Source organism: Rhodococcus sp. 27YEA15, assembly GCF_049739425.1.
Lineage (GTDB): Bacteria > Actinomycetota > Actinomycetes > Mycobacteriales > Mycobacteriaceae > Rhodococcus_F.
Genome location: NZ_JBMHHW010000002.1, coordinates 154,775 through 178,208 on the forward strand (window position 1 = coordinate 154,775; position 23,434 = coordinate 178,208).

The window sequence follows — 23,434 nt, forward strand, 5'->3', positions numbered from 1 at the left end:
GTCCTCCGTGGCCCGTCATGGAACATCGCGGTGCTCGATGAGGGTTGGTACCTTGTATTTCGCCAGTCTCGCGGACATTCTCTGCCGAAACTCATCATTGTTGGGTGCTTGGTCGATATCAGTCCACACCATGATCGCCGTGACTGCTTCGCCCCACCGTTCGTCAGGTCGCCCTTCAACCTCGACTGCGACGGCGCCAGGGAACTCAGCGGTGATCGCGGCGGCAACCTCGGCTGGGTAGACGTGAAAAGCACCTGTGTTGATCATTCCATCGAGCCGGCCGAGCAAGAATACGTGCCCCTCATCGTCTACTGTCACCAAATCTCCCAACGCGCACCACCCGTCAGCATCGGTGAACAATGGTGCCGTGCAATCGCTGCGCACGCGTAGCTCAGCCCTCGGGTCATCTGCGACGCGGTGGGCGAGGTCTACTTCAATTCCTGGAACGACGCATCCGCAGCTGCTCGCAAGGCCATGCTCGCCCGCAGCTATCCTTTGGTGGTCGGCACCGTCCAGAACTGTTATGGGCCATCCTCCCTCGAAGCGCCCGTAAAGTTGATTCAACCTATGTGGTCCGAGGACGGCAGCAGCACGCAACATATCGGCGAGCACAAATGGCGCCCCACCGTAGAGCACATTGAGCGTCCAACTCGACATGTCATAGTTCTCAAGAGTGTCGCAGAGGCGCTTCACCATTCCCGGCACCATGAAAGTGGTCGTCACTCGGTGTCGTTTGACTGCCGCGACTACCTCTGCGGCGTCGAACTTCCTCAAGATCACTTGCGGCAGCCCCATACGAATGAACGGGAACGTGCCTAGGAGTCCGGTGCCGTACTGCAATTGTTGGACTGTCAGGTAGGTCGACTCTGGACCAACGGTATGTCCGTATAGATCACTGCGCAGGAACGACTCGGATTGCCGCATATGCGCGTCCCAGTTGTCCTGGGTTAAAGGGATATTGATGAGGCCCCCCCCATCGATTCCTCGGACGATGCGAATCGCGATGTGTTGTCCATCGCGCTCCGACGGCGAGAAATCACTCCCCTGTACGGTCCACACATCGGGTGTCAAGGTGTGGGAAGCCCGCCCGCCGTCGAGGGAGTGCTCGTCGTCGACGAGCACCAAATCGGCGCCGACGGCATCGAGGATTGCTTGCGCTTCTGCCTGAGGCGCTTCGGGGTCGATCGGCACACGGGTGAGGCCCGCGCGCTCAGCCGCTAGATGGGCCACAAGGAGCTCTGGGGAGTTCCAGGACCAGATACCTACTACGCCGCCATGGTTGATCAAGCTACGGAGTCGAGCGGCAAGTCCGTCGACCGCCGTGTCGATCTCAGCTCCGCTGAAGGATTCGTCTCGGTAGTACAGCAACGGCCGGTCGGCGGCGGCCTGCAACGCATTCCGCGTTGCTGTTCCGTTCTTCATCGCTGTGCCTCGATCGTTTCTCGGAGTACGTTGCGCTGAACCTTGGCGCCACCGAGGACTGTTGGCAACGTTTCTACGAACAGGATCTCGACACCAACGCTCAAGCCGGGCAGCGCCGACGCTGAGAGGGTCTGCAGTGTTTCGCGAATTCTAGAATCAGTATCCACACCGTCTTTGAGACACACCGCTGCGACCACCGTGGCTCGGCCACCTTGTTCGACTCTCACCACACCACAATTCGACACTGATTCATGTGCGAGCAAGGACGCTTCGACTACATGGGGATAGATGACGTCGTCCCCGATTTCGATAGTGTCCACGGCCCGATCGCCGTAGTACAAAAATCCGTCCTCGTCCAGTTGACCCACGTCACCACTGCGGAACCAATTGTTTTTCAAAAACGCGGCCTCGGTGGCTTCGGGAAATCCCCAGTAGTAGCCGATCGACATCGCCGACCGGACGACAATCTCGCCGACGTGATTACTGGGCAACTGTTGTCCATCGCTGTCGACGACGGCGACCTCGAAGTTGAATGATGCTGGTCGTCCTACGCTGTCCAGCCGCCGTGGGCAATCCGGGGTGACATCGCTGGGCAGGAGTCGTGTGGCTGCAGCGCCTTGTTCGGTCGAACCAAACGCGTGGGCCCAGACGGCTCCGATCAGCCGCGTCGTGCGTGTGAGCAATTCTGGGGTCGCAAAGAAGACAACGAGCCGCTTGATCGACAAGTTGACGTCAGCGCGACGCTCGATGGCATCTAGGATCGGCGAAAGCAGCGGTCCAGGAGCAAATGATCCGGTGACCTGCTCTTTCAGTAAGGTGTCAAGTACGACGTCGGCGTCAAAGTCCGCGTCCGAGAGCAGTACCGTGCGTGCGCCTCGGATGAAGTAGGGATAGAACGTCTGAAAACCGGTGGCCCACTGCAGAGGGTGAAAGTGCAAGTTGACGTCGTGCTTGTCGATAGCAGGCTGATCGTCGAACGTATCGAGATGAATGGCGTTCTGGTTGATCACGGCAAGCCAGGATCGGTACGACTTGACCCAAGGCTTCGACATGCCTGTAGTACCCGAAGTCAATTGCATGAAGCACGGGTCGTCTTCGTCGACATCGATCCGAGGATCTTCGGGGGAACCACTGATGAGCGAACGGGCGAAAGGAATTGCCCACGAAGGACACTCGTCACCGAGTCCGATGAACACTGTCGAGTCGGGAAGCTGCGTCCTGATCTCGGAGACGTCGTCTTTAAAAGCCGTGTCAAATACCAGCGCAGCCGCTCCTACGTGTCGCAGTAGGTCGATGTGATGTTGCAAAGGGTTATGCGTGTGCATTCCGACGCGGACTAACCCGAATTTCTCACAGCCCAGCCATGTATAAACGACTTCTGGTCTGTTCCAGGAGAGCACCGCGACACGGTCGCCCTTCCCAAGCCCAAGTCGTGCAAGCCCCGATCCGAATCTGTTGGCGGTTGCATTGACCTCGCGGAACGTGATGTCACTATCTTCATAAGTGAGGGCAATCCGGTCGGGGTAGCTCTGTGCAGCTCTCCGTGCAAGGAGGCCAGCCTCATACTTCATGTCTTCACTTTCCTCGAAATCACGGATGGACGATGATTTTTATGTGCTCATCTTTGTTGCGCACCAACTCGTCGAAGCCGGCATCCACGATGTCCTCTAACGCGATCCGCGCAGTGATCATGTCCGCTGGTTTGATACGGCCATCCCCCAGAGCCGAAATGACGCTGGGATGCACCCCCGCAAAGCCCAGAGTCGAAGCCAATTTCTTGCCCCCAGTCACGAGCGAATTCACGTCGAGAGTAGTGGGGCCTTCCCAGATGGCCACATTGAAAGCAGTGCCCTTAGGGCGCACACTTGCGATTGCCGTCCGCAACGTACTCTCGAGGCCGGAACAATCGAAGGACACGTGAGCACCCAGCCCTTGCGTGCGTTCGCGGACCCGCTCAGCAACATCGTCGGTCGTAGGATCGAACACGTCGTCCGCGCCGAAAGCTTCGGCCTGAGCCTTCCGGGCTGGCGACACTTCGCTTACACCGACCCAACAAGCACCGCTAGCCTTCAAGACCAGAATCAACGCCAGTCCGATAGGTCCCGCGCCGATAACAACCGCGCTCTGACCTGGAGCGTACCCAGAGTCCAGCATTGCCTGCCATGCCACTACGAGCGGGTCGATAAGCACACCCACGTCCGTGGGGACGCTTGGTGGCAATACGTATACGTTGCGCGCGTCGATGACCGCGTATTCGGCTAGCCCACCCCCCCACCCGGAGAGGCCGTAGAAGCCACCTTGAGGACAAAGGTTGTAGTCTCCGTGTGTGCATTGATGGCAAGTGTTGTCACGGATGTTCGGTTCGACAATGACAGGGTCACCGACTCTGAAACCTTTGACATCCGAGGCGATCTCAGTGATCCGGCCGGTAAACTCATGGCCCATCGTAATGGGTAGCGTTTCACCTGTGAGGGGATGAGGATGCCCCTTGTCTGGAATCAGAATCGGGCCACCGAGATACTCGTGCAAGTCAGTGCCACAGATCCCACACCACTCAACCTGAATCTTCACATGCCCAGGCTTCAATTCGGGCTCGGGGATGTCCTCCACACGTAGGTCACCTTTTCCGTAGAAACGTAATGCCCTCATGGCGTAGCGCTCACTCTCAGTAAGTTAACGGTCACGGTAAGTTTCCGACGCCGTAAGCTTACTGTGCCGGCCGCATTGTGACAACGGTCAATTTGAGTACCGAATTTGACCCAATTCACATTCTGCACGGTCTGCTTCGTCCAACCGGCTCACCGCGATTCAGCCACCCACACCTCGCTACAGACTTCGCTCACAGCCGTCCGCAACAATGTCGGCCAGCACATAGGCACGGCCCGAGCGCTCAGGCCGCTTCTCTTTCGTGTTGGCGCCGATCAACAGTCGAACAAGTACTCTCTCGCGGACGCGTCAATCGCCTCAATCCCCGATAGCGTTGGTTCAATGAATTACTCACTAGCGCATAGACTTTCACGCGCTCTGCATCAAAACACGCGAACACCCTAGTACGGTTCACGAACAGCGCCGTGCGCAACCGCCGAAACTCAATACGCACACGGTGTGCCGAAATCTACTGAAATTCAACCGTATTCAAATGGCCCCAAATCGGGCCTCGTAGATTCTCCTCGACCGGCCGCTGATCGTCACCGCCCAAGTCGCGGGCTGAATCCCACTGGAAACCTGTAATCCGGTTACGCAATAATGGCCTGACGGTATCTCGTAGCATCCGGTCCCGAACTAAATGTGCCGCTACGCTTTTCGATTAACATGACAGTGCTATTTTTACAAAGATTCGGAAGTTCGTCAGAAGACCGAGTTCGATATCGACGAACTCAACGACCCACTCGGCGGTCGCTGCGTACGAGTCCGGGTCATCGTCTCTTTCGTCTCTTTCGTCTCTTTCGTCTCTTTCGATGATCCACAGCCAGCAGGCTTGCGCCTCCCGGGTTTGCCATCTGTCATCGCGAGATGCGTCGGCAAGGTCGACGGGGTTCGGATGCAAGCGTGTAATGACTTCCGCACTTTCCTCGGACTGTCACCACGATCCGATATCACCCGGTTCAACCTCGATCACCCGAAAGTACTGTTACGTCAAAGCTCACGAATCCCTTTCGTCGACACTGTTCTGCACCAGGACCTGAAGGCTCAAATTCATAGCTGACTCGAGTGCATCCTCGGCGCCGACGCGGGCGGCGTCGATTGCAATGCCGGCTTCCGTTCGTTTCCGGGTTCTGCTCGATGAGACCGAACGAAAGTACTTCTGCGCCATTGATGCCTCCGATGCGCCGGGTGGAATTGCCTCCGCTATGTCGGTCGGCGCCCGACGTTCAGAAGTTTTGCTGTCATCGCGGAGATCGGCTGGCTGCGCTCAAATCGGCTTGGCCGTTGTTTGTGCGTACCGGACAATCAACTGCCCACTGGCCTCGACAGCCATTCGCGTGCGATCTGATCGCACCAGCCATGTGCGCATCGGGAACGTGGGTTCGACGAGAGGGATCCACCGCCAACCTGGCAGGAGGCGGTGTGCGCTGGCTTCGCTGAGCAACACCGCATGTGATTCGGTGGCTTCGGCGTACGCGTAGGCATTTTCGACGAACGCGGCGAATTGCCATATCGGGGCGATGCCTGCCTCATAGGCGGCGGAAATGAGCCGATCGTGCTCGTCCGGGACCTGCTCACGTGCGTGTGCCAGCACCCGCAGGTTGTCGAGTTCGACGAGACGGCAGGTGCCACGTTCGGACAATTGGTGATTCGGCCGGACGGCGACACCGAACGGCTCCTCGAAGAGCTTGACGGAGTTCAGACTGGATGGCGGATTCTGGTGGACGATGCCGAGGTCGAGCTGCCCTTCCTGGACTCTTCTCAGTTGTGTGCTGCTCGGCGCATCTGAGAAATCTATTCGTGTAGTTGGCGATTCATCTCGAAAGGTATGGACGAGGCCGGTTAACCAGGGAGTGGGAAGGCCTGGCGGTAGTCCGATGGACACGATCTCGCGGAACGACGACGCCGATCTAGCAACCTCCCGGGTAGCGGCTGCCAATCCGAGAAGCTGTGCTGCATGCTGGTAGAGGGCCGTGCCGGACGGTGTTGGCTCGACACCCCGCGGCACTCGGTCCAGAAGGCTGATGCCGCATTCCCGCTCGAGTTCTTTGATCTGCCTGGTGAGCGCGGGCTGCGACATCATGAGTCGTTCCGCCGCACCGGAAATCGAGCGTTCCTCCACGACGGCTACGAAGTATCGGAGATGACGTAGTTCCACCCCCCTAGCGTGCCATACTCTCCGGCTATGCCTGGTTGCCGAAACGGGTATTGGACGCCGGTCTCGGTATGGGTAACAGTGTGACTCAGCACATAGGATGCCCCGGTTCTTCGGAGGGCATGGATAGGAGTCCCAGGTGACGCTCACAGAGCATGTTGATGTCGTAGTGATCGGAGGCGGCGCCGGTGGTATCGCGGCGGCGGTTGGTGCCGCGCGGTCCGGCGCACGCGTTCGGCTGATCGAGCAGTACCCGTTCCTCGGCGGCGCTGCGACGAATAGTTCGGTCCTCGCACTTTGTGGTTTCTTCGACCAGACCCACGAGACCGTTGTCGCCGGGGTTGGTGGAGAAGTACTCGACCGCCTACGGGCGCGCGGGGTGTATGCCGAGAAGGTGATGGGCTGGACCGGAAACCGGATCGTCCTTCTGGACGCGGAAGCGACCAAGATCGTGTGCGATGAGATCGTGGCGGACGCTGGCGTCGAAACTCGGCTGCACACCACACTGGTCGGCGCAACTCGGCACGAGGGATTGATCACCGGAATCGAGTTGGCCCACAGAGGGGGAACGGAGCGCATCACCGCCGACGCCTTCATCGATGCGAGTGGGGACGGTGCGCTGCTGGCGTTGTCCGGGTCAGCCGTGCGGACGGTGGAGCTGCCAGACCGTCAGACGAATACCCTCGCATGTCGTTTCGGCGGGGTGGCAGAGGACGCCGACCTGTCGACCGACGGTATGCGCGCCGCCGTCGCCGAGTATGTGCAGGAAACGGGCGCCGAGATGCCTCGGGACCACGGCATCGCGGTGCGGTTGCCGGTGACTGGTGACGTTATGGCGCTGCTGATCGACGAGCACTTCGACACTCTCGATTCAACACAGATCAGTGCTGCGGAGGCCAGTGCCCGGGCTCAGACCTGGCGGTACCTCGACGCGATGCGCAAGGGAATGGCCGGGTGGCAGCAGGCATACCTGGTCACCACCGGCCCGCAGATCGGCATTCGGGGAGAGTCGGCGACTGGTCGGCACGACCATGGTCACCTCCGACGACGTCTTGCACGCCCGAAAGCGGCCGACCGAATCCATTGGACGCTGTGGTTGGCCGATCGAAGACCACGCCGCCCCAGGTGTCACGCGCTACGAGGAAATTGAAGGTGGCAGCTGGTATGACGTCCCCTACGACGCCATCCGGTGCTCCGACACCGATAACGTGTGGGGGGTCGGCCGGTTGACAAGCTCGGACGACCAGGCGTTCGCCTCGGTACGTGTGATGGGCACCGCGTTCGCTACCGGGCACGCCGCCGGAATCGCCGCGGCGCAACTGAGTGGCGGCCGTCCCCACGACCTGCCGTCCATTCGCCGAACTCTGCTCAAGCAGGGGGCGATCGTATGACCGAACACCTCCGCTTCCCCTGGCGTCCTGCACGAATATCAATTTTCGGATTGCCCCTGGAGCCACGATGATGAGCGTTCAGCATTCCTCCAGCTATAGGTGGGTCGTCCTGGCAATGTGCTGGGCCGCCTTCACCATGACCTCGGTCGATCGCTCAACCTGGGGTCCTGCCTCCGCGTCGGTGAGTGAGTCCCTCGCCGTACCGATAGCGGCCATCGGCATCTTCGCGACCTGCTACTACATCGGCTATGTCGCATCTAACGCCTTCGGTGGATTTCTCACCGACTGGCTCGGCGGGAGAATGATCCTATCGATCACCGGACTGGTCGCGGGGTCGTTCATGATCGTGTTCGGCGAGATCGAATCCATCAGCGCAGGCTTGATCGTGCAGGGCGTCGTCGGGTTGTTCGCCGGCGCGGACTTCGCGGGTGGCCTCAAACTGATCGCGACCTGGTTCCGACCCACTCAACGTGGGTTCGCGATGGGCGTGTTCATGACCGCCACCTCCCTCGGAACCGTCATCGCCAATGCCGTCGTCCCACGGATGATCGCCGCATCGGGATGGCGCGAGTCATACCATCTCTTCGGTATCGTAACCATCGTCATCAGCGTCCTGTGTTTCGTCCTGCTCCGAGACCGGACCCCAGGGCAAGAGCATGAGCGCTTGCCTGTCCGCACGAGTTCATTGCCGAATTTGCGTCCGCTACTACGCAATCGCGACCTAGTATTACTCGGAATTACGGGCTTTGGCGGCCTCTGGGGGACCTACGGTTTCGTCACCTGGTCGAATACGCTGATGGTTAAAGCGAATGGTATCGACCCGGTCGACGCCGGCACCGTCCTGGTCATCTTCGCCGCCGTCGCCGTCGCAGCGAAACCGATGATGGGATGGATCACGGACCGTCTCCGGCTGGGCCAGAAACTGCCGATCATCGTCATTCTCACGGTCTTCGGATGCACCCTCTTGGTGTTCGGAAGTTTCTCCACCCTCACGCAGTTCCTCTGGTGCGCACCGCTGCTCGGATTGGGCGCGTACGCATACGCGCCGCTGACCGCAGCCCTGACCCCCGTGCTCGCTGGAAGTAACCTGGTCGGCTCCGCCGCCGGTAGCGTCAACGCGGTCTGGCAACTCGGCAGCGTTGCAGTACCCGCGGTCTTAGGGTTCGTCTTCCACACCACCGGCTCGTTCTATTCCGCATTCATCGTCCTCGCGATCGGCCCGTTCATCGGCGCGGTAACGTGCTGCTTCATCCGACCGGACCGGCCGCATTACAGAACCCAGGGCCGAGATGGCGCGACGTCGATACCGACAGCCGGCCACACCATCTAGGCGTAAATCCGATGGCCCGCTCTGCTTGCAGAGTGGGCCATCCCGCTTCCCCGAGGTGCGCGGTGGGTCACCGCCCGGCGGACCTGCTCAGGTGACAGTCACTGTCATCTGCATCGCCACATGCACCGACGCGTTGACGGTCGCGTACCTCCCTGAACCAGCCGAGCCCCTCTGCAACGCTCTGACCTGTTCGGGAGTACGTAATAGACCGCAGCGTCAGATCGGCCCGGGAGACCAACACTTTCTCAGGTTCTTATTCGAAAGCTTCCGATTTAATGACATTTTCAATCATTTCGAAATTTATTCTCTAAGCTCAATCTCGAATATCAGCAGCTAATTAATGCGCCCTAACTAACAACTCCTTCGCCCCTAAGTTAGTGCCGATATTCTGATCTCAGCGGGTGTAGGTCAGCGAGAGCACCAAGATACACCGGTATCGAACCCAGACCGATGCTGGAGCCTTGCACGCTTCTAGTCACCGCTACAATCGAACATGATCTTGTCTGATCTTGTCCGAGTCGACGTTGGAATTGTCGTACGGAACAGGTATCGACAGAGAATGGTAGTCGCCCTACGTGGTACAAAATTGCAGATTACGCATCCACTGCCCTCTCATATCTGATGGGCAGGTAGTGGCTGTTGACCCCGTCCGGTGACCGGCTCGTAGTCGAAATGTTGAACGTCCACAGATAGAGACAACCGCCCCAACCGACGACGTCGTATGGGACGGCTGGATACACAACTCGGATACCGTCAATTCCCGACAACATCCGGTGCTTCACCACCACCTACGCAGCTGTACCCACCGCGAGCATGGGCGCCTGAGGTCCGTGTAGGTCTTGTTCGCAGAATGGTGCGTTTTCGAGCAGTACCCGAACGGGATAGATGGCGATTCGGCGGCGATTCGTCGCCGGCTACAACATTCGTGCAGACGGACGTCGGCGTTGCCGATTATCAAACGTCGACCGATAACGACGTCCGTCTGCAATCAGATGCCGTCGGGTAACAGCGACGGGAGCAGCAGGTGACGAGGTTTAGATGGCTAGTTGGCCGTGGTGCCGTCATCGCGAAAGATCCCAGACCGTGGCATCTGACTATCACTTAAGTAATTTCATGTTGGTGGCGCGATAAGGAGTCGGAGGAGAACCTCATTCTCCGGTCAGCTCTTTGTAGTAGAAGCGGCCGCTGCTACCGGCACCACTATCGTCGCGACACGGGGTGTGACATTGAAGTGGGACGAGGCCGATTGTCGGTAGACGCCATGACCGCGCACCTCCTGTCCGTGATGGGTTCTTCGAACGACGTGAATTAGAAGTTTCCGCGGGTTTCTTGTTCACGCTCGATGGCCTCGAAAAGAGCTTTGAAATTGCCCAAGCCGAAACCCAGCGAACCGTGGCGTTCGATGAGCTCGAAGAACACAGTCGGTCGATCACCGATCGGCTTGGTGAAGATTTGCAGCAGGTATCCATCCTCGTCACGGTCGACCAGGATGCCGCGCTTTTGCAACTCTTCGATCGGGACACGAACCTCGCCAATGCGCGCGCGAAGTTCGGGATCCTCGTAGTAGGAATCCGGTGTAGCCAAGAACTCGATGCCCTCGGTGGTCAGGATGTCCACTGCGGTGAGAATGTCGTTGGTGGCCAACGCCAAATGCTGGGCACCTGGTCCTTGGTAGAACTCGAGATACTCGTCGATCTGTGACCGCTTCTTGGCGATGGCGGGTTCGTTCAGGGGAAACTTCACGCGGTGATTTCCGCTTGAGACGACCTTGCTCATCAATGCCGAGTAGTCGGTAGCGATGTCACCGCCGACGAACTCGGCCATGTTGGTGAAACCCATGACACGGTTGTAGAAGTCGACCCAACCGTCCATCTTGCCGAGCTCGACGTTTCCGACGACGTGGTCAAGCGCTTGGAAGATGCGTTTGGGTGCACCGTCTCGTTTGGTGTAGGTCGACGTTCTAGCAACGTATCCGGGCAGATAGGGTCCGGAGTACCGCGATCGATCGATCAAGGTGTGGCGCGTATCGCCATATGTGGCGATGCTCGCGATGCGGACTGTACCGTTCGCGTCGCTAACGTCATGGGGTTCGATGAGCACGATGGCGCCCTGTGTGATGGCATGTGCAATGCAGCGGTCGACATCGGGAACAGTCAACGCGATGTCTCGGATGCCGTCGCCGTGTGTGCGGTGATGTTCGATGAGTGGACTGGCGGGGTCCACGGCTCCCTTGACCACAAAGCGCACCGCACCGCTCTTGAGGACAAAAGCGTGATGATCGCGATTGCCAGTCGACGGTCCGGAGTACGCGACCAATTCCATTCCGAATGCAGACTGGAAGAAATGCGAAGTCTGCGTAGCATTTCCGACGATCCATTCCAGAGCGTCCCAACCGCTTACAGGAAATGGATCGAGTGTGTCGTTGTATTCGACTAGCCCTACCAGTTGACGAAGCTGATCGAGATCGAGTCCCGCGAGTTTTTCTTCGTCGGTGAGAGTCTGTTCGACGGTCATTGTGAGCCCTCTCTGAGTACGCGATGAAAGATTCTGGTGTCAAGGAAGTTTGGAACCAGAAGTACTCCCAGAGAATCACCCCGGGCAAATCCTGGTCAACAGGGTCAGGTTATGCTGTACATTTCGACGGAATCAGTAACCGGTTCGGGAATTTTATGCACATTCTGCCTAGAATACTTTCCGAGTCGATGTAATGGGAGACCTGACGTGAATTTGGATGCGGTTGATCTGGCTTTGCTCGAAGCGATGAACGCTCACCCCGGTGCCGGGCCACTCGAGCTTTCCCGGCACGCCAAAGTCGCCAGGGCGACAGTGACTGCCCGGCTGAAGAAGATGGAAGATGCCGGAGTCATCGCTGGATACGTTCCGCACATCGATTTGTCCGCAGCTGGTTTCGGTGTTCAAGCGTTCGTGACGCTTGAGATCGCACAGGGCGCGCTCGACCGGGTGACGGCAGAACTTGAGGCGGTACCTGGTGTGCTCGAAGCGTTCGCAACGACTGGATCCGGAGATGTGCTGTGTCGCATAGCTGCTGCGTCACATCAAGACCTGCAGGCGACGTTGCTCCAACTCAATCGAGCGGGAATTGCCAACCGATCGACGAGTGTCATGGTTCTGTCGGTCGTTACACCTTTTCGGTCGATGCCGCTCATGCGGACCCTTGAGGCCGGACAGCGGACCAAGGCGCCGGCGTACCGGGGTGGAGAACGATGACAAGTCTTGATAGCAGGCGAAGTGCATCGAGATTCATCGTGACCCGAAGTGGTGGTGCTGGCGGAGCCAGCGGATCTTCTCGGTTACCTTAGGGCCGGGCTTGACGGGCTGATGTGCGGAACAGCAGAGCGGTCCGCCGCACCCTCGAATGTCGTACCTCGAAGTCTAGTAGCACCGTCAACGGTGCCGTATGAGAGACGGGGCCAGCGACGTTGCCACTAACTTTCGTCGACGTACGACAGACGCGTTTACGACTTCCTCGGCGTTCGATCTCTTGTCGTCGCAGGGAGTCTTCCCTCATCGGAAGGCCAACTGTCCACAACCTCAATCAGTCTTAGAGCTAGCCAGGGATGGCGAGCCGCGGGTGTCGGTGTCAGCCGATTCGCAGTAAAGCGGGAGGCACCTCTCATCACCTGCCCAGCCACGTGGTACAAAGGCGAATGTCCGTGGCATCTCTCGTGCAGGCTAGCCAGTTGTGACTTTTCGGTCCACGTCAGCCCTTTCCTCCTTCGGCTCAAAACCGTCAAGCAATACGCTTCTGATTTTTATGCCCATCTCGCTGGCATTCACCAGTACAGATGGGACGCTAACCCACAGATCCTTCTCCGCCTGCCAACAACGCCAATGCTCCTGCTGCCAAGAGACCGAAGATGGGAATTGCGATAGCCATCGGTACTGCATTGTGGTCTCCTGCGATCCCCACCAGCGGAGACACTATTGCTGCCAAACCGAACTGGCCCGCGCCCAGCAGCGCAGAACCGGTGCCGGCAGAGTTAACTACTTCGTTCTGTGCGAGTGCGGTCGCGTTTCCCAGAATGAACCCAACACTCGAAACAGCCAAGAACAAGGGGACCAAGATCAACCCGGAACCAACAGGAGCGGGGAGCGCACTGGTGCACAAGAGCACGACTCCGCTGATCACGAGCATCTTTATACCGAACCGCAGTAGTACACGCGCCCCAACGCGCTCGACCAGGCGCGCGGCAAGCATCGCGGTCGTCACCATCCCCGCAGCATTGGCGGCAAAGATGGCTGAAAACTGCGACGGAGTGAAGGCCAGTACGTTTTGAATCACAAATGGCGACGCGGAAATATACGCGAACAACGCGCCGAACCCGAAGATGAACGAACATGCGTACCCGACATAGCGTCGATTGCAGGCCACGATACGAACGTGCGATGACATTGCCCTGAGCCCGCCGCTGTGTCGACGCTCAAGGGTAAGAGTTTCTGGCACGAAAAATGTTGCACCGCAAACCATGACCATGCCTGCAACTGACAGAACAAAGAAAATGCCGCGCCAACCAAGGGGACCGAGCAATACCCCCCCGATAAGCGGCGCGACCACCGGAGCGATACTGCCAATTATCATCATGAGGCTGAAGAGCTTCGCCGCGTTGTCACCCCGTGCGCGGTCGGAAATACAAGCGCGGGCGAGCACTATGGCGGATCCGCCACTCAGTCCTTGAACCAATCGGGCAGCAACAAGAAACCCGATGCTTGGAGCAATCGCACACGCCACGCTACTCAAGGTCATGATAACCGCCGCAACGACCATCATCTTTCGTCTGCCAATCCCGTCCGAGATCGGGCCGACGACCAGTTGTCCCACTCCAAGCCCGACCATGAACGTAGTGAGTGTCAGTTGAACACTCGCGGTGGACGCGCCCATGGCTTCGGCCATTGAAGGCAACGCGGGGAGGTACATGTCGATGGACAAGGGTGCGATTGCGGAGATTAGCGCGAGCGTGCACACCATCGTTACTGAAACAGTTCGATTCACCGGTCAACCTTCCGAAATGACGTCTACATGGCACGAATTGCATTGCACTCAAGGCACGTCGTGGCCCAGCACTTCGACACGAGAGTCGTTTCGACCTGACCTGCGCCAACGGAGGTCATCGAGAATGAAGGCAATGCAGAAAGCGAGATTGAAAGCGCGTCGAGCTGTTCACATTGCACGCACCTGATCTTCTACTCGGCACCCACCGAGGTGTGCACCTCACAATCGAACTGAGGTCTACGCACCAACTGCCTTGGCACGAAAGCGATCCGCCTACACTGCCATGCAGACTGTACAGAAAAGTCAAGGTTCGGGGCGATGATCCTAGGCGACATGGACATGTTACGTTGTCTAACTTGTCAAGTCTCACGACATAATTCAGAGTACTGATGTTCAGCCAGCAGCTAGCAAGCACTGAGAGAAGATATGAAATCCTTACTTGCCCAGTTCGAGAGCAAAGCCCCCGAAATCGTATTCGAATGGAACGACAGCGAAACAACTGCTCGCGGGTGGACTGTCATCAATTCCTTGCGGGGTGGCGCCGCCGGCGGCGGAACCAGAATGCGCAGGGGACTCGACCAGCGAGAGGTCGAATCACTCGCCAAGACAATGGAAGTGAAATTCACGGTATCCGGACCTGCGATCGGAGGGGCTAAATCGGGTATCGATTTCGATCCCTCCGATCCTCGTAAGAACGAGGTTCTCGATCGATGGTTCAGAGCAGTAATGCCCCTACTGAAATCGTATTACGGCACAGGCGGCGACCTCAATGTAGACGAAATGCTCGATGTGGTTCCGGCAACCGAACGACACGGACTCTGGCATCCACAGGAAGGCGTGGTCACCGGGCATTTCCCGCGGATCAATCTTGATCACGTACGGCGTATCGGCCAGCTGCGACTGGGTGTCGCCAAGCCTGTAGACGATCCACGGTATGCCCCAACTTCACGTGGAGCGCACTCGATAGCTGACCTCGTGACTGGTTGGGGCGTCGCCGAATCCGTAAGGCACTATTATCGAATCTACGGCGGCGACGTGACGGGAAAGCGAGTACTTGTTCAAGGCTGGGGAAATGTTGGTGCCACTGCGGCATATTACCTCGCACGAGCCGGGGCGTCGATCGTAGGCATCATCGACCGCGATGGCGGAGTTGCAAATACCGACGGCTTCAGTCTTGCTGAAGTGACATCAATGTTCCTGGGACGCAATGGGAACACTCTCAATGTCACCGATCCACTCCCGTTCGCAGAACTGAACAACACTTTCTGGGGCTTGCAGGCGGACGTGTTCCTACCGTGTGCCGCATCACGGTTGGTTACGCGTGAGCAGGTAGAGCGACTGACAAACGCAGGCCTGGAGTTGATTGCGAGTGGCGCTAATGTCCCCTTCGCAGATGAGGAAATTTTCTACGGACCGACATATGAGCACGCCGATCGGGCCGTCTCCGTGATTCCCGACTTCATCGCCAACTGTGGCATGGCCCGAGCATTCGCTTTGCTCATGCAGACGGAACTTGAACTGTCCGATGACCTGATCTTCGGCGACGTCTCCGAGACCGTGGAAAAGGCGCTGCTCCAATGTCACTCGAAATCTGAAGACAGAACACTGATCGCCGCCAACGCGTTCGAGATCGCTCTTGCTCAACTTCTCTGATCATACCGACGAGTGACGACTCGGTGTACCGGCGGCATAAGTACTTCGGCGCCGGTACACCACACATACGAGTCGACGCCGAAACCTTTCGGACCCCGCAATTGTCGCCACATTCTTAGGCCGTCAAGACGAGTGAACGATATGGCCCATTCTCCACACCTCCTTGATTGCAGACGGATTGGCCACCAACGAAGCATCGGAACTCGGGTCAACCGTGAGCACAAGAAGGTCAGCTGTTGCACCTTCCACCAGTTCACCCGTGGCCGTCGACGTCTGCCCAACGGTTGCTGCGGCAACCTTTGTGGCAGCCCTCAACGCGTCGACTGCCGACAGCCCTGCCTCTTGGAGATAGCCGATCTCGTCTATTCCGCGTTCTTGTGGATTCGCTGATCCAGCGCCCGAAGTTCCGAAATCTGATCCGGCAGCAATCGGCACCCCTGAGGTGTAAGCAAGATTAACTCCAATTGCGGCTCGTTCAACTGCATCTCGCAGTTTTCTAGCGACCGCTGGCGGCGATAATTCGGCCCGACGCAATGAGGCGTGACCGATTGCCAATGTGGGTACGAGTATCGCACCGGTCTCGAGCATCGCATCGACACACTCTCGATCTAGATAACTCCCGTGCTCGATCGTGTGGACACCTGCTCGCAACGCTGCCAAGATCCCCGCCTTTCCCGTGGCATGGGCCATGACAATCTTCCCGGTCAATCCTGCTTCGTTAACTATCGCACGAAGCTCTCGGTCCGAAAAGTGCTGATCATGAGGACTGTCGTGTGCCCCCAACAATCCGCCTGACGCACATACCTTGATGACGCGCGCCCCCTTGCGAACTTGCATGCGCACCGCCCGGATGCACTCATCGACCCCATTGCAGAGTTGAAATTGCGGTGGCCTGTGATACGACGTCATCCATTCAAGCGGAGCCGAGGGCCAGTCACCGTGCCCTGCAGTGGGACTCAGGATCGCGCCGGCTGCGTAGATAGTGGGACCCAATACCGTCCCCTCGTCGACAGCCGATGCGAGAAAGATACCGAAGCCACCGGCTTCGCGAACACTCGTGACTCCAGCCGCGAGCATCCTCTCTGCGTCCTTGGCCACTCGGATACCGGCTACTGCCGGCGGTGTCTGCAGCATCGCATTCATCGTCAATTGCTGCACTCCGAAGAAATGGGTGTGCACGTCCCAGAGCCCAGGCATGATCGTAGAGTGGCGCCCGTTGGCGGGAAGGTGACGATACTGCGACGGTAGCTCGGACGTCGGCCCGACAAAACCGATTTGAGCGTCCTCAACGACTACCGAAGCCTCCGAAATGAACCGGGTGCCGTCGAAGACTCGATCTGCATCCAGCCGGACCGCCACCTCAACTCCTCAGTGTGCGCTCGGGGTACGCGAGTAGGCGTTCCGGATCGATTGCAGTCCCCCACCCGGGCGCGTCCGATACGACAAGATGTCCGTTCTCCACACACGGTGGGTCCGTAAGGAATGTATCTCCCCAAGGAGCTTCATCCAGGCGCGCTTCCAGGACTCGAACATTTGAGTGCGCAGCCGCGAAGTGAGCACTCATGACGGTTCCCAGTTGCCCGACTGGGTTGTGTAACGCGATGTCTACACCGTAGGCATCCGCCAGATGCGCGATCTTCGTCGACTGGGCGACACCGTTCCAAATCACATCCACAATTGGTACGTCTACCGCTCGCGCCTCAAGAAAAGGCGCATACTGCTGCGGGCCGTACAGGGATTCCAACGAAGCTATGGGAGTCTTCGAGGATTCTCGGATGATTCGGAGCGAATCCGGTTCCGGTCCGTCCAACTCTATCCACCGCAGTCCGCGGTCGGCGAACTCGTGGATGAATTGCTTATATCCGTCGCCCCTCAAGGTGAAGTTGATGTCCAACATGATGTCGATATCAGGCCCGAGGCTATCCTGGAGTACATCGATTTGACGGTGGACGTCTCTGACCAGTTCTTTGTTCAAACCTTTGTCGAAGATGCCCGGGCCTATCCGCAGGCCTGACCCGTACATGGCTGATTTTCCATCGACAAATCGGATGGGATTGGTCTTAACTGCACGCACACCGGATTCTTGCAATTCACTGGCAAGGCGCCCCAGGTCCTCCATCTCTCGCAACGGTTCGAAACCATGCACTTCTTTAAAGAAGTCCGGAAAGGCTGCACGAAAACTGCCAAAATGAGTCCAGTAGAGCGGAATTCGACTCCTGGATTTGCCGCCGAGTAGCGCGTGGACAGGAACACCGAGGTACTTGCCTTGGATGTCGTAGCAAGCGTTCTCGATGGCAGCGACAGCTTGGTGAGCGATTCCCCCCGCGACAATCTTAGTTGCCGCATGCAAAGTGTCGCTCACTACCATCGGCGATGCTGGATCGATCTCGTACGCCTGAAGCGCCCCGATCAGTGAGGAGATTACCGGCTCCAATGAAGCGACATTGAACTGATCGTAGTATTCACTCCAGCCGGAAATTCCGCCGTCAGTGTCTATTCTGAGATACTTCGCCGTTCTATAACCAGCATCTGCGGAAAACACTGCATAACCAATAATCTTCACCGCCACCTCCTTCAGGTGAACAAATAATCTCGGTACATTCACAGACAATGGATGACCGACTATCGAATGCAAGACATTTATCGTTATGTCAATACGCTCTTAAGAAGATCACTGCCGCAAGACCGACTTAATTCCGCTCATTTCGATCGAGACTGAATCCCGGCGCGCCTGGTACTGATTCGAGTAGCTTGCGCGTATACGGATCTGCGGGACTGTCGAAGACATCAGCCGTCGAACCTATCTCGACCAGACGTCCCTGAAAGAGAACCGCAACTCGATCACAGACCTGGCTGACGACCGCCATGTTGTGTGAGATGAACAACATGGTGATGGAGAGCGATGAGCGCAAGCCTTCGAGGAGCTGCAGTATCTCAGCCTGAACCGAGACGTCCAATGCCGAGGTTATTTCGTCAGCGATGATCACCTCGGGTTCGATTGCGAGAGCCCTGGCGATCGCTACTCGCTGACGTTGACCACCCGACAACTCATGCGGGTACTTTGCCGACGTGCCTCGTGGGAGTTTCACTAGATCGAGCAGCTCCTCCACACGATCGAGGTTCAACTTCAACGAAGGACGACGAGGCGCGAGAGCCTCGGCAATCGCATATCCGACCGTCGCCCTCGGGTTCAACGACGAGTACGGATCTTGCGGAATGAGTTGCAATGACCTCCGATGCTCGAACCGTTCGCGACGCCGAAGGTTCACCGGGTTGAGGCCGTCGATCGTGATTCTTCCCGAGTTCGGCCGAATGCTGCTTGTCAATACCTTTGCCAGTGTGGACTTTCCGCACCCGGACTCGCCGACCAATCCGACAGTCTCACCATGAAATAGATCGAATGAGACTCCATCGAGCGCGGTGTGCGCCGACTTCCCTCGGCCAAAGACCACGCGAACGTCGTCGATACAGACCTTTGCGGCGGTATGAGATTCTACAGGGTCGACATTCTCTACTTTTTTCATGTGACTGCGCCTGAATCTTCAGACTTGAAATCTCGAATCGTGGGTGTCGCATTCAGCAGACTTGCCGTGTATGGATGTGTCACATCTCGATTTCGAAGCTGTGCTGGAAGTATCTCCTCCACAATCTCACCCTTCTGCATAACCAGAACTCGATCGCACAGCGCCTCCACGACTCCAAGGTCATGGCTGATGAAGACCATTGCGACGCCATTTTCCAGATTCAATCGTTTGAATTCTCGTAGGACATCCAGTTGGACGGTCACGTCAAGAGCTGTAGTGGGCTCGTCCGCGATCATCAAAGCTGGATCCGTAGTGATAGCGCTTGCAATCATCGCTCGCTGGCGCATACCTCCCGACAATTCATGGGGATACTGTCGGACTCGCATAGCTGGCCGTGTGATGCGAACCGATTCGAATGCTTCGATGACACGTTCAGTGGCGTTCTTTCGAGAGAACCCGTGGTGACTTCGCAAAATTTGACCAACCTGACGGCCGATCTTGAGAGCTGGACTAAATGTTGATCCCGGATCTTGGTAAACGAGACCGAGTGCATCAGCAATCCGCTTAGGTTCTGCAGGCTTCCGCAGATCGATATCCAGCAGACGCAGCCTATCCGCCTCTACCTCGAGATCATCAGGCAGGAGTTGAGCAATGGCCATGGCAGTGAGCGATTTTCCAGATCCTGATTCTCCAACGATTCCCAGTACCTCACCGTGCTCCACGGAGAACGACACTCCACGGACCAGAGAGATACCGCTTGAACTGGTGATTTGCAGATTCTCAACTTCGAGAACTGCATTCTCTTCGCCTGCTCCCAAAGTATCTGTCGAAGCAGAATTGGCCCGATACGAAGGGCGATACTTCTGCTTCACCCTAGGGTTGGTCATCGATGCTAGTCCGTCTCCGATCAATGTTGCTGCCAGGCCGGCAAACACGATCATCACCACCGGGCCGATCAATTCGGTCGGTCGGCTGTAAATAGTCTCCAACGCATCGTTCAGCAGTTTTCCGTAGTCGAAATCGGGCGATTGCACACCGAGACCGATAAAGGACAGCGCCGAAATCTCAAGTAGTGCTACCGCTATAGAAGTCGAAGCTACCACCAGAAGCGGCTCTGCCATATTGGGTATGAGGTGCTTCAACGCGATACGATACGAAGGGACACCCATAAGGCGCGCAGTCGTGACAAAGTCTCGACCAGCAAGTCCCGCAGCCAGGTTCGACGTCAGCCGTGCGAAGCTCGCGATTCCCGTCACGCCGATTGCAACCACAACCGTGGTAGCGCCAGGGCCCAGTATCGCTGCGATTACGAGTGCAAACAGCAGGCCGGGAAAGGCAACCATCGCTTCGATCAACCGCAGTGCAATGCGCCGTGCGCGTGCCGGCGCAAGCCAAATGCCTACCCCAAATGCGATGCCGCCACCGACGGAGATGACAGTGGCTGCGAACGCCATCGTGAGAGTAAGACGGGTCGCGACCAACGCGCGCGCAAAAAGGTCTCGCCCAAAGGAGTCCGTACCGAGGAAATGTTCCGCGCTCGGAGGTTGGCTGGCATTACTTGTGAGGAGGCTAGCTTTATCGCCCAACACAATCGGAGCTACGATTGCGATGACTACAAGTAGGGCGAACATCGCGGCGCCGACGATGAAACCGACATTCAAAGAACGGCGATTGGGCATCGATTCGATCGATTCGGGATGCACACCGATCAAATTATTAGTCATTGTGCCTTCCCAGAATTCTCGGGTCCAACGACGCCAATAGAATGTCTACCATTGCGTGGAGCAGGAGGGCTATGGTGCCAACCAAAAGTACCGCGCCCTGAATGAGCGGATAGTCACGATTAGCGATAGCTGCAATCACTTCACTACCGATTCCAGGTATGGCGAAAACTGTCTCGATAATGACGGCACTTCCAATCATTGACGTCAAGATCATGGCACCGACTGTGAGAGTGGTGGTGAGCAAATTCGGCAGTGCATACCGCAGATAAAGGGTGCTCGAACTTACCCTCCATCCACGTGCAGTTCTCATATAGTCCTGCTCAAATACATCCGCAGCTTCCCTTCGGATGATTCGAGAAATGACACATATCGGCCCGATCACCATTGCCGCCAAGGGGAGGATCATGGAAACTACAGGTTCATTTCGCACAAATGAAGGAGGAAGAACGGACAACCAGATGGCAAAAATGACGATCAGAATCGTAGCTTTCACGTATCCTGGAATTGCCGTTAGAAACCCGGTAATCGCCCCGAAAGCGAAATCCAGCATTCGGCGCCGACCATTGCGTGTTAGAACGGCAATAGCCAACCCGAGCGGAACCGCCACACTCAGGCAAACGACAATTCCAGTGGCCGCCAGTGAGGCGGTATACGGCAGCCGTATGAGCAAAAAATCCAGGACCGGGGTATTATACCGGAATGATTCTCCAAAGTCACCAGTCAGGACCCCCCGCACATAATCGATGAACTGTGTCGGCAGCGGTTGATCGAGGCCAAGCCGATGGCGCACCTGTTCCACCACCTCAGGTGGAGCATCATCACCCGCCACGGCGAGCGCTGGGTCCCCCGGAATCAATTGGATGAGAAAGAAGGTAATGAGCACCAATCCCATTACTCCAAGTATGACTCCGGCGATTCTACGTGCGAGAAATAATGACCACGGGGAATTCACCCAGGCCAACTTTCGATCTGCCAAAACATTCGCGCCTGACATCTCTACTTGTCAATTCTATACAGTGATGGATCACGGTACCCGGGGATATCAACGAGGCTGAGTCCCGACCGAAGAGCTGCGTAACTCTTGTATTCCTGCAAAGGAATGGTATCGACATCCTTGATTACTGCAGCCTCAGCTTCTTCGAACAATTCGCACTGCTTGACCAAATCCGTCTCGTTCTGGGCCTGGTGAAAGAAATCAATCGCAGTGGCATTGGTGGCACCGGAGTAGTTTGATCCCCCAGCTTCTCGAGGTGCACCGAGAACAAATGAAAGCGGTCCCGCCATCGTGCCAGCCGGGTTCTGAATATTCGGGATAATTATATCCCAGGAATTGGGCTGAGTGTTGAATCGAGTTTGCGCTGCAGTATTGTCGAGCGAATCGAGGGTTACATTTGCCCCGAGCTCGTTAAGCGTTGACTGAACGTATTCGGATGCTTTAGACGAACCAGGTCCGGCGACGATCCGAATGTTCACTCCTTCTAGAGCCTTAGCATTCTTACTTCCCTCGAACTCGGGAATGATTGAGGAGTCATCGTTTCCACAACCGATCGTCGAGATTACAAAGCTGTCAGCCGGCTTTCCCCGACCGTTCGTGACCGAATCGGTCAGACCTGTGCGGTCCAAGGCGTGCACGACAGCGAGTCGAAGATCTCGATCTTTGAAAGGGCTACTTTCTCGCTGGTTGAAGACAAGGCTATCCACAGCCAACGAGACGGCCACTACAGAAAAGTCATCACGACTCTCAAATCGGTCAACGGTAGCGTACGTTAAGTAACCTACATCCAGATCACCCGACAACAGACGATTTTGAATTGCAGAAGTATCCGAAAGGACACCGTAGTCAAGCTTTGATGGCGGTTCCCCCGGAAGGTTTCGCGCAAACTCGGGCCACGCATCGTAGTCTTCGCGCAATTCGTAGATGTATCGGACTCCCGGGGTCACTTCTTTGAGCACGTAAGGTCCCGAGTATCCCGCTTCAACCGTTCCTGCGTGCAACCCTTTCGGATCGGCCAAGCCAGCAGGGCAGATGATCCCCGACTGAGGCAATGACAATCCGTTGACGAGCCCACTCCAGGGTTCGTCGAGGCTGATTCGGACGGCTGATTCAGAGGCATCTGCCGCGACAGTGACTTTGGAGCTTCCGAAAATTACATTCCGAAGCGTTGCTCCGGTCTCCGGATCCGAAAGATAGGACAGTGAGTTGGCAATCACGTCTGCCGTGATCGGGGTCCCGTCGGCGCACGTGGCGCCCTCACCGATGGTGAATACGTACTCGGTCGGTGTCAACTGTTCCCACGACGACGAAAGTCCTGGAACCACTTTCCCTTCCGGCGCCCGACGGACGAGCGTGTCGAACAGAAGTCTGTTTCCCGGTCGCATCATCTCCCGCCGAATACATCGCCGGGTTGAATCCGCTCGGCGCCGCACCGGACGCCAGCGTGACAGTGCCATCCTCGAATGTTCCACCGGCGCTTGAACTACAGCCTGACAACGCGATCGTGCTGACGGTGGCCAACGCAACCGCAGCACACGCCGTCCTACGTAGTGATTTCATCGATCTCCTAGGGTCATGTCGGTT

At 57.3% G+C, this 23,434-nt stretch carries 17 protein-coding genes and 1 pseudogene; 5 read left to right on the forward strand and 13 right to left on the reverse strand.

Annotated elements, in window-relative coordinates; translation table 11 throughout:
• Positions 1-15: 15 nt before the first annotated feature.
• The 4 genes from ABH922_RS25740 to ABH922_RS25755 all read right to left on the reverse strand — a co-directional run bounded on the left by ABH922_RS25740 (position 16) and on the right by ABH922_RS25755 (position 6,226).
• Entirely contained in the window at positions 16-1,422 is a 1,407-nt protein-coding gene (locus ABH922_RS25740) for a class I adenylate-forming enzyme family protein (protein WP_424809884.1), read from the reverse strand.
• Positions 1,419-2,993, reverse strand: a complete 1,575-nt coding sequence (locus ABH922_RS25745; RefSeq protein ID WP_424809885.1) for a class I adenylate-forming enzyme family protein — start codon at positions 2,991-2,993, stop codon at positions 1,419-1,421. Before ABH922_RS25745 ends, ABH922_RS25740 begins: the two co-directional genes overlap by 4 nt.
• A gap of 19 nt (positions 2,994-3,012) precedes the next feature.
• A complete protein-coding gene (locus ABH922_RS25750; RefSeq protein ID WP_424809886.1) occupies positions 3,013-4,032 on the reverse strand; it encodes a 2,3-butanediol dehydrogenase in 1,020 nt (339 codons plus the stop codon).
• Positions 4,033-5,335: 1,303 nt separating this feature from the next.
• The gene (locus ABH922_RS25755; protein ID WP_424809887.1) at positions 5,336-6,226 is read right to left on the reverse strand and encodes a LysR family transcriptional regulator; all 891 of its coding nucleotides are present in this window, start codon (positions 6,224-6,226) and stop codon (positions 5,336-5,338) included.
• A 136-nt stretch (positions 6,227-6,362) separates the two neighbouring features.
• Here ABH922_RS25755 and ABH922_RS25760 point away from each other — a divergent pair, with 136 nt between their 5' ends.
• The 3 genes from ABH922_RS25760 to ABH922_RS25770 all read left to right on the forward strand — a co-directional run bounded on the left by ABH922_RS25760 (position 6,363) and on the right by ABH922_RS25770 (position 8,944).
• Positions 6,363-7,373 carry an FAD-dependent oxidoreductase gene (locus ABH922_RS25760; RefSeq protein ID WP_424809888.1) on the forward strand — a complete coding sequence of 337 codons (1,011 nt, stop codon included), beginning with the start codon at positions 6,363-6,365 and terminating at the stop codon, positions 7,371-7,373.
• Positions 7,255-7,614 carry an FAD-dependent oxidoreductase gene (locus ABH922_RS25765; RefSeq protein WP_424809889.1) on the forward strand — a complete coding sequence of 120 codons (360 nt, stop codon included), beginning with the start codon at positions 7,255-7,257 and terminating at the stop codon, positions 7,612-7,614. The genes ABH922_RS25760 and ABH922_RS25765 overlap by 119 nt, the downstream gene beginning before the upstream one ends.
• Before the next feature lie 115 nt (positions 7,615-7,729).
• On the forward strand, positions 7,730-8,944 hold the full coding sequence (locus ABH922_RS25770; protein WP_424810316.1) for an MFS transporter: 1,215 nt from the start codon (positions 7,730-7,732) through the stop codon (positions 8,942-8,944).
• Positions 8,945-9,449: 505 nt separating this feature from the next.
• Here the strand turns inward: ABH922_RS25770 and ABH922_RS25775 are convergent.
• A pseudogene (locus ABH922_RS25775) lies at positions 9,450-10,035 on the reverse strand (homogentisate 1,2-dioxygenase); the annotation flags it as partial.
• Between the two features lie 217 nt (positions 10,036-10,252).
• Positions 10,253-11,458: a 4-hydroxyphenylpyruvate dioxygenase gene (gene hppD, locus ABH922_RS25780; protein WP_424809890.1), complete on the reverse strand. Its 1,206-nt coding sequence runs from the start codon at positions 11,456-11,458 to the stop codon at positions 10,253-10,255.
• Positions 11,459-11,665: 207 nt separating this feature from the next.
• On the opposite strand from hppD, the gene ABH922_RS25785 reads away from it, so the two are divergent.
• Positions 11,666-12,172, forward strand: coding sequence for an Lrp/AsnC family transcriptional regulator (locus ABH922_RS25785; protein WP_424809891.1), 507 nt, complete (start codon positions 11,666-11,668; stop codon positions 12,170-12,172).
• A 586-nt stretch (positions 12,173-12,758) separates the two neighbouring features.
• On the opposite strand, the gene ABH922_RS25790 is transcribed toward ABH922_RS25785, so the two are convergent.
• Positions 12,759-13,931, reverse strand: a complete 1,173-nt coding sequence (locus ABH922_RS25790) for a multidrug effflux MFS transporter (protein WP_424810317.1) — start codon at positions 13,929-13,931, stop codon at positions 12,759-12,761.
• Between the two features lie 450 nt (positions 13,932-14,381).
• Between ABH922_RS25790 and ABH922_RS25795 the strand changes: the two genes are divergently transcribed.
• Positions 14,382-15,608: a Glu/Leu/Phe/Val dehydrogenase dimerization domain-containing protein gene (locus tag ABH922_RS25795; protein WP_424809892.1), complete on the forward strand. Its 1,227-nt coding sequence runs from the start codon at positions 14,382-14,384 to the stop codon at positions 15,606-15,608.
• Positions 15,609-15,731: 123 nt separating this feature from the next.
• Here the strand turns inward: ABH922_RS25795 and ABH922_RS25800 are convergent, their stop codons facing one another.
• From ABH922_RS25800 to ABH922_RS25825, 6 genes are all read right to left on the reverse strand, one after another.
• On the reverse strand, positions 15,732-16,805 hold the full coding sequence (locus ABH922_RS25800) for a metal-dependent hydrolase family protein (protein ID WP_424809893.1): 1,074 nt from the start codon (positions 16,803-16,805) through the stop codon (positions 15,732-15,734).
• Between the two features lie 163 nt (positions 16,806-16,968).
• Complete coding sequence (locus tag ABH922_RS25805) at positions 16,969-18,171, reverse strand: mandelate racemase/muconate lactonizing enzyme family protein (protein ID WP_424809894.1); 1,203 nt, start codon at positions 18,169-18,171, stop codon at positions 16,969-16,971.
• A gap of 127 nt (positions 18,172-18,298) precedes the next feature.
• Positions 18,299-19,132 (reverse strand): ABC transporter ATP-binding protein, encoded by an 834-nt coding sequence (locus ABH922_RS25810; RefSeq protein ID WP_424809895.1) that lies wholly within the window; start codon positions 19,130-19,132, stop codon positions 18,299-18,301.
• Positions 19,129-20,856 carry a dipeptide/oligopeptide/nickel ABC transporter permease/ATP-binding protein gene (locus tag ABH922_RS25815; RefSeq protein WP_424809896.1) on the reverse strand — a complete coding sequence of 576 codons (1,728 nt, stop codon included), beginning with the start codon at positions 20,854-20,856 and terminating at the stop codon, positions 19,129-19,131. The genes ABH922_RS25810 and ABH922_RS25815 overlap by 4 nt, the downstream gene beginning before the upstream one ends.
• Positions 20,849-21,850, reverse strand: a complete 1,002-nt coding sequence (locus ABH922_RS25820; protein WP_424809897.1) for an ABC transporter permease — start codon at positions 21,848-21,850, stop codon at positions 20,849-20,851. The genes ABH922_RS25815 and ABH922_RS25820 overlap by 8 nt, the downstream gene beginning before the upstream one ends.
• Positions 21,851-21,852: 2 nt before the next feature.
• Entirely contained in the window at positions 21,853-23,307 is a 1,455-nt protein-coding gene (locus ABH922_RS25825) for an ABC transporter substrate-binding protein (protein WP_424809898.1), read from the reverse strand.
• Positions 23,308-23,434 lie beyond the last annotated feature (127 nt).

Bases quoted from the DNA above. Each gene is read 5' to 3' on its own strand.
- ABH922_RS25810 (WP_424809895.1), bottom strand. From the start codon at position 19,132: ATGAAAAAAGTAGAGAATGTCGACCCTGTAGAATCTCATACCGCCGCA.
- ABH922_RS25800 (WP_424809893.1), bottom strand. From the start codon at position 16,805: ATGCCTGGGCTCTGGGACGTGCACACCCATTTCTTCGGAGTGCAGCAA.
- ABH922_RS25790 (WP_424810317.1), bottom strand. From the start codon at position 13,931: ATGGTGTGCACGCTCGCGCTAATCTCCGCAATCGCACCCTTGTCCATC.
- ABH922_RS25815 (WP_424809896.1), bottom strand. From the start codon at position 20,856: ATGACTAATAATTTGATCGGTGTGCATCCCGAATCGATCGAATCGATG.
- ABH922_RS25795 (WP_424809892.1), top strand. From the start codon at position 14,382: ATGAAATCCTTACTTGCCCAGTTCGAGAGCAAAGCCCCCGAAATCGTA.
- ABH922_RS25820 (WP_424809897.1), bottom strand. From the start codon at position 21,850: ATGTCAGGCGCGAATGTTTTGGCAGATCGAAAGTTGGCCTGGGTGAAT.
- ABH922_RS25765 (WP_424809889.1), top strand. From the start codon at position 7,255: ATGGTCACCTCCGACGACGTCTTGCACGCCCGAAAGCGGCCGACCGAA.
- ABH922_RS25770 (WP_424810316.1), top strand. From the start codon at position 7,730: ATGTGCTGGGCCGCCTTCACCATGACCTCGGTCGATCGCTCAACCTGG.
- ABH922_RS25825 (WP_424809898.1), bottom strand. From the start codon at position 23,307: ATGGCACTGTCACGCTGGCGTCCGGTGCGGCGCCGAGCGGATTCAACC.
- ABH922_RS25745 (WP_424809885.1), bottom strand. From the start codon at position 2,993: ATGAAGTATGAGGCTGGCCTCCTTGCACGGAGAGCTGCACAGAGCTAC.
- hppD (WP_424809890.1), bottom strand. From the start codon at position 11,458: ATGACCGTCGAACAGACTCTCACCGACGAAGAAAAACTCGCGGGACTC.
- ABH922_RS25740 (WP_424809884.1), bottom strand. From the start codon at position 1,422: ATGAAGAACGGAACAGCAACGCGGAATGCGTTGCAGGCCGCCGCCGAC.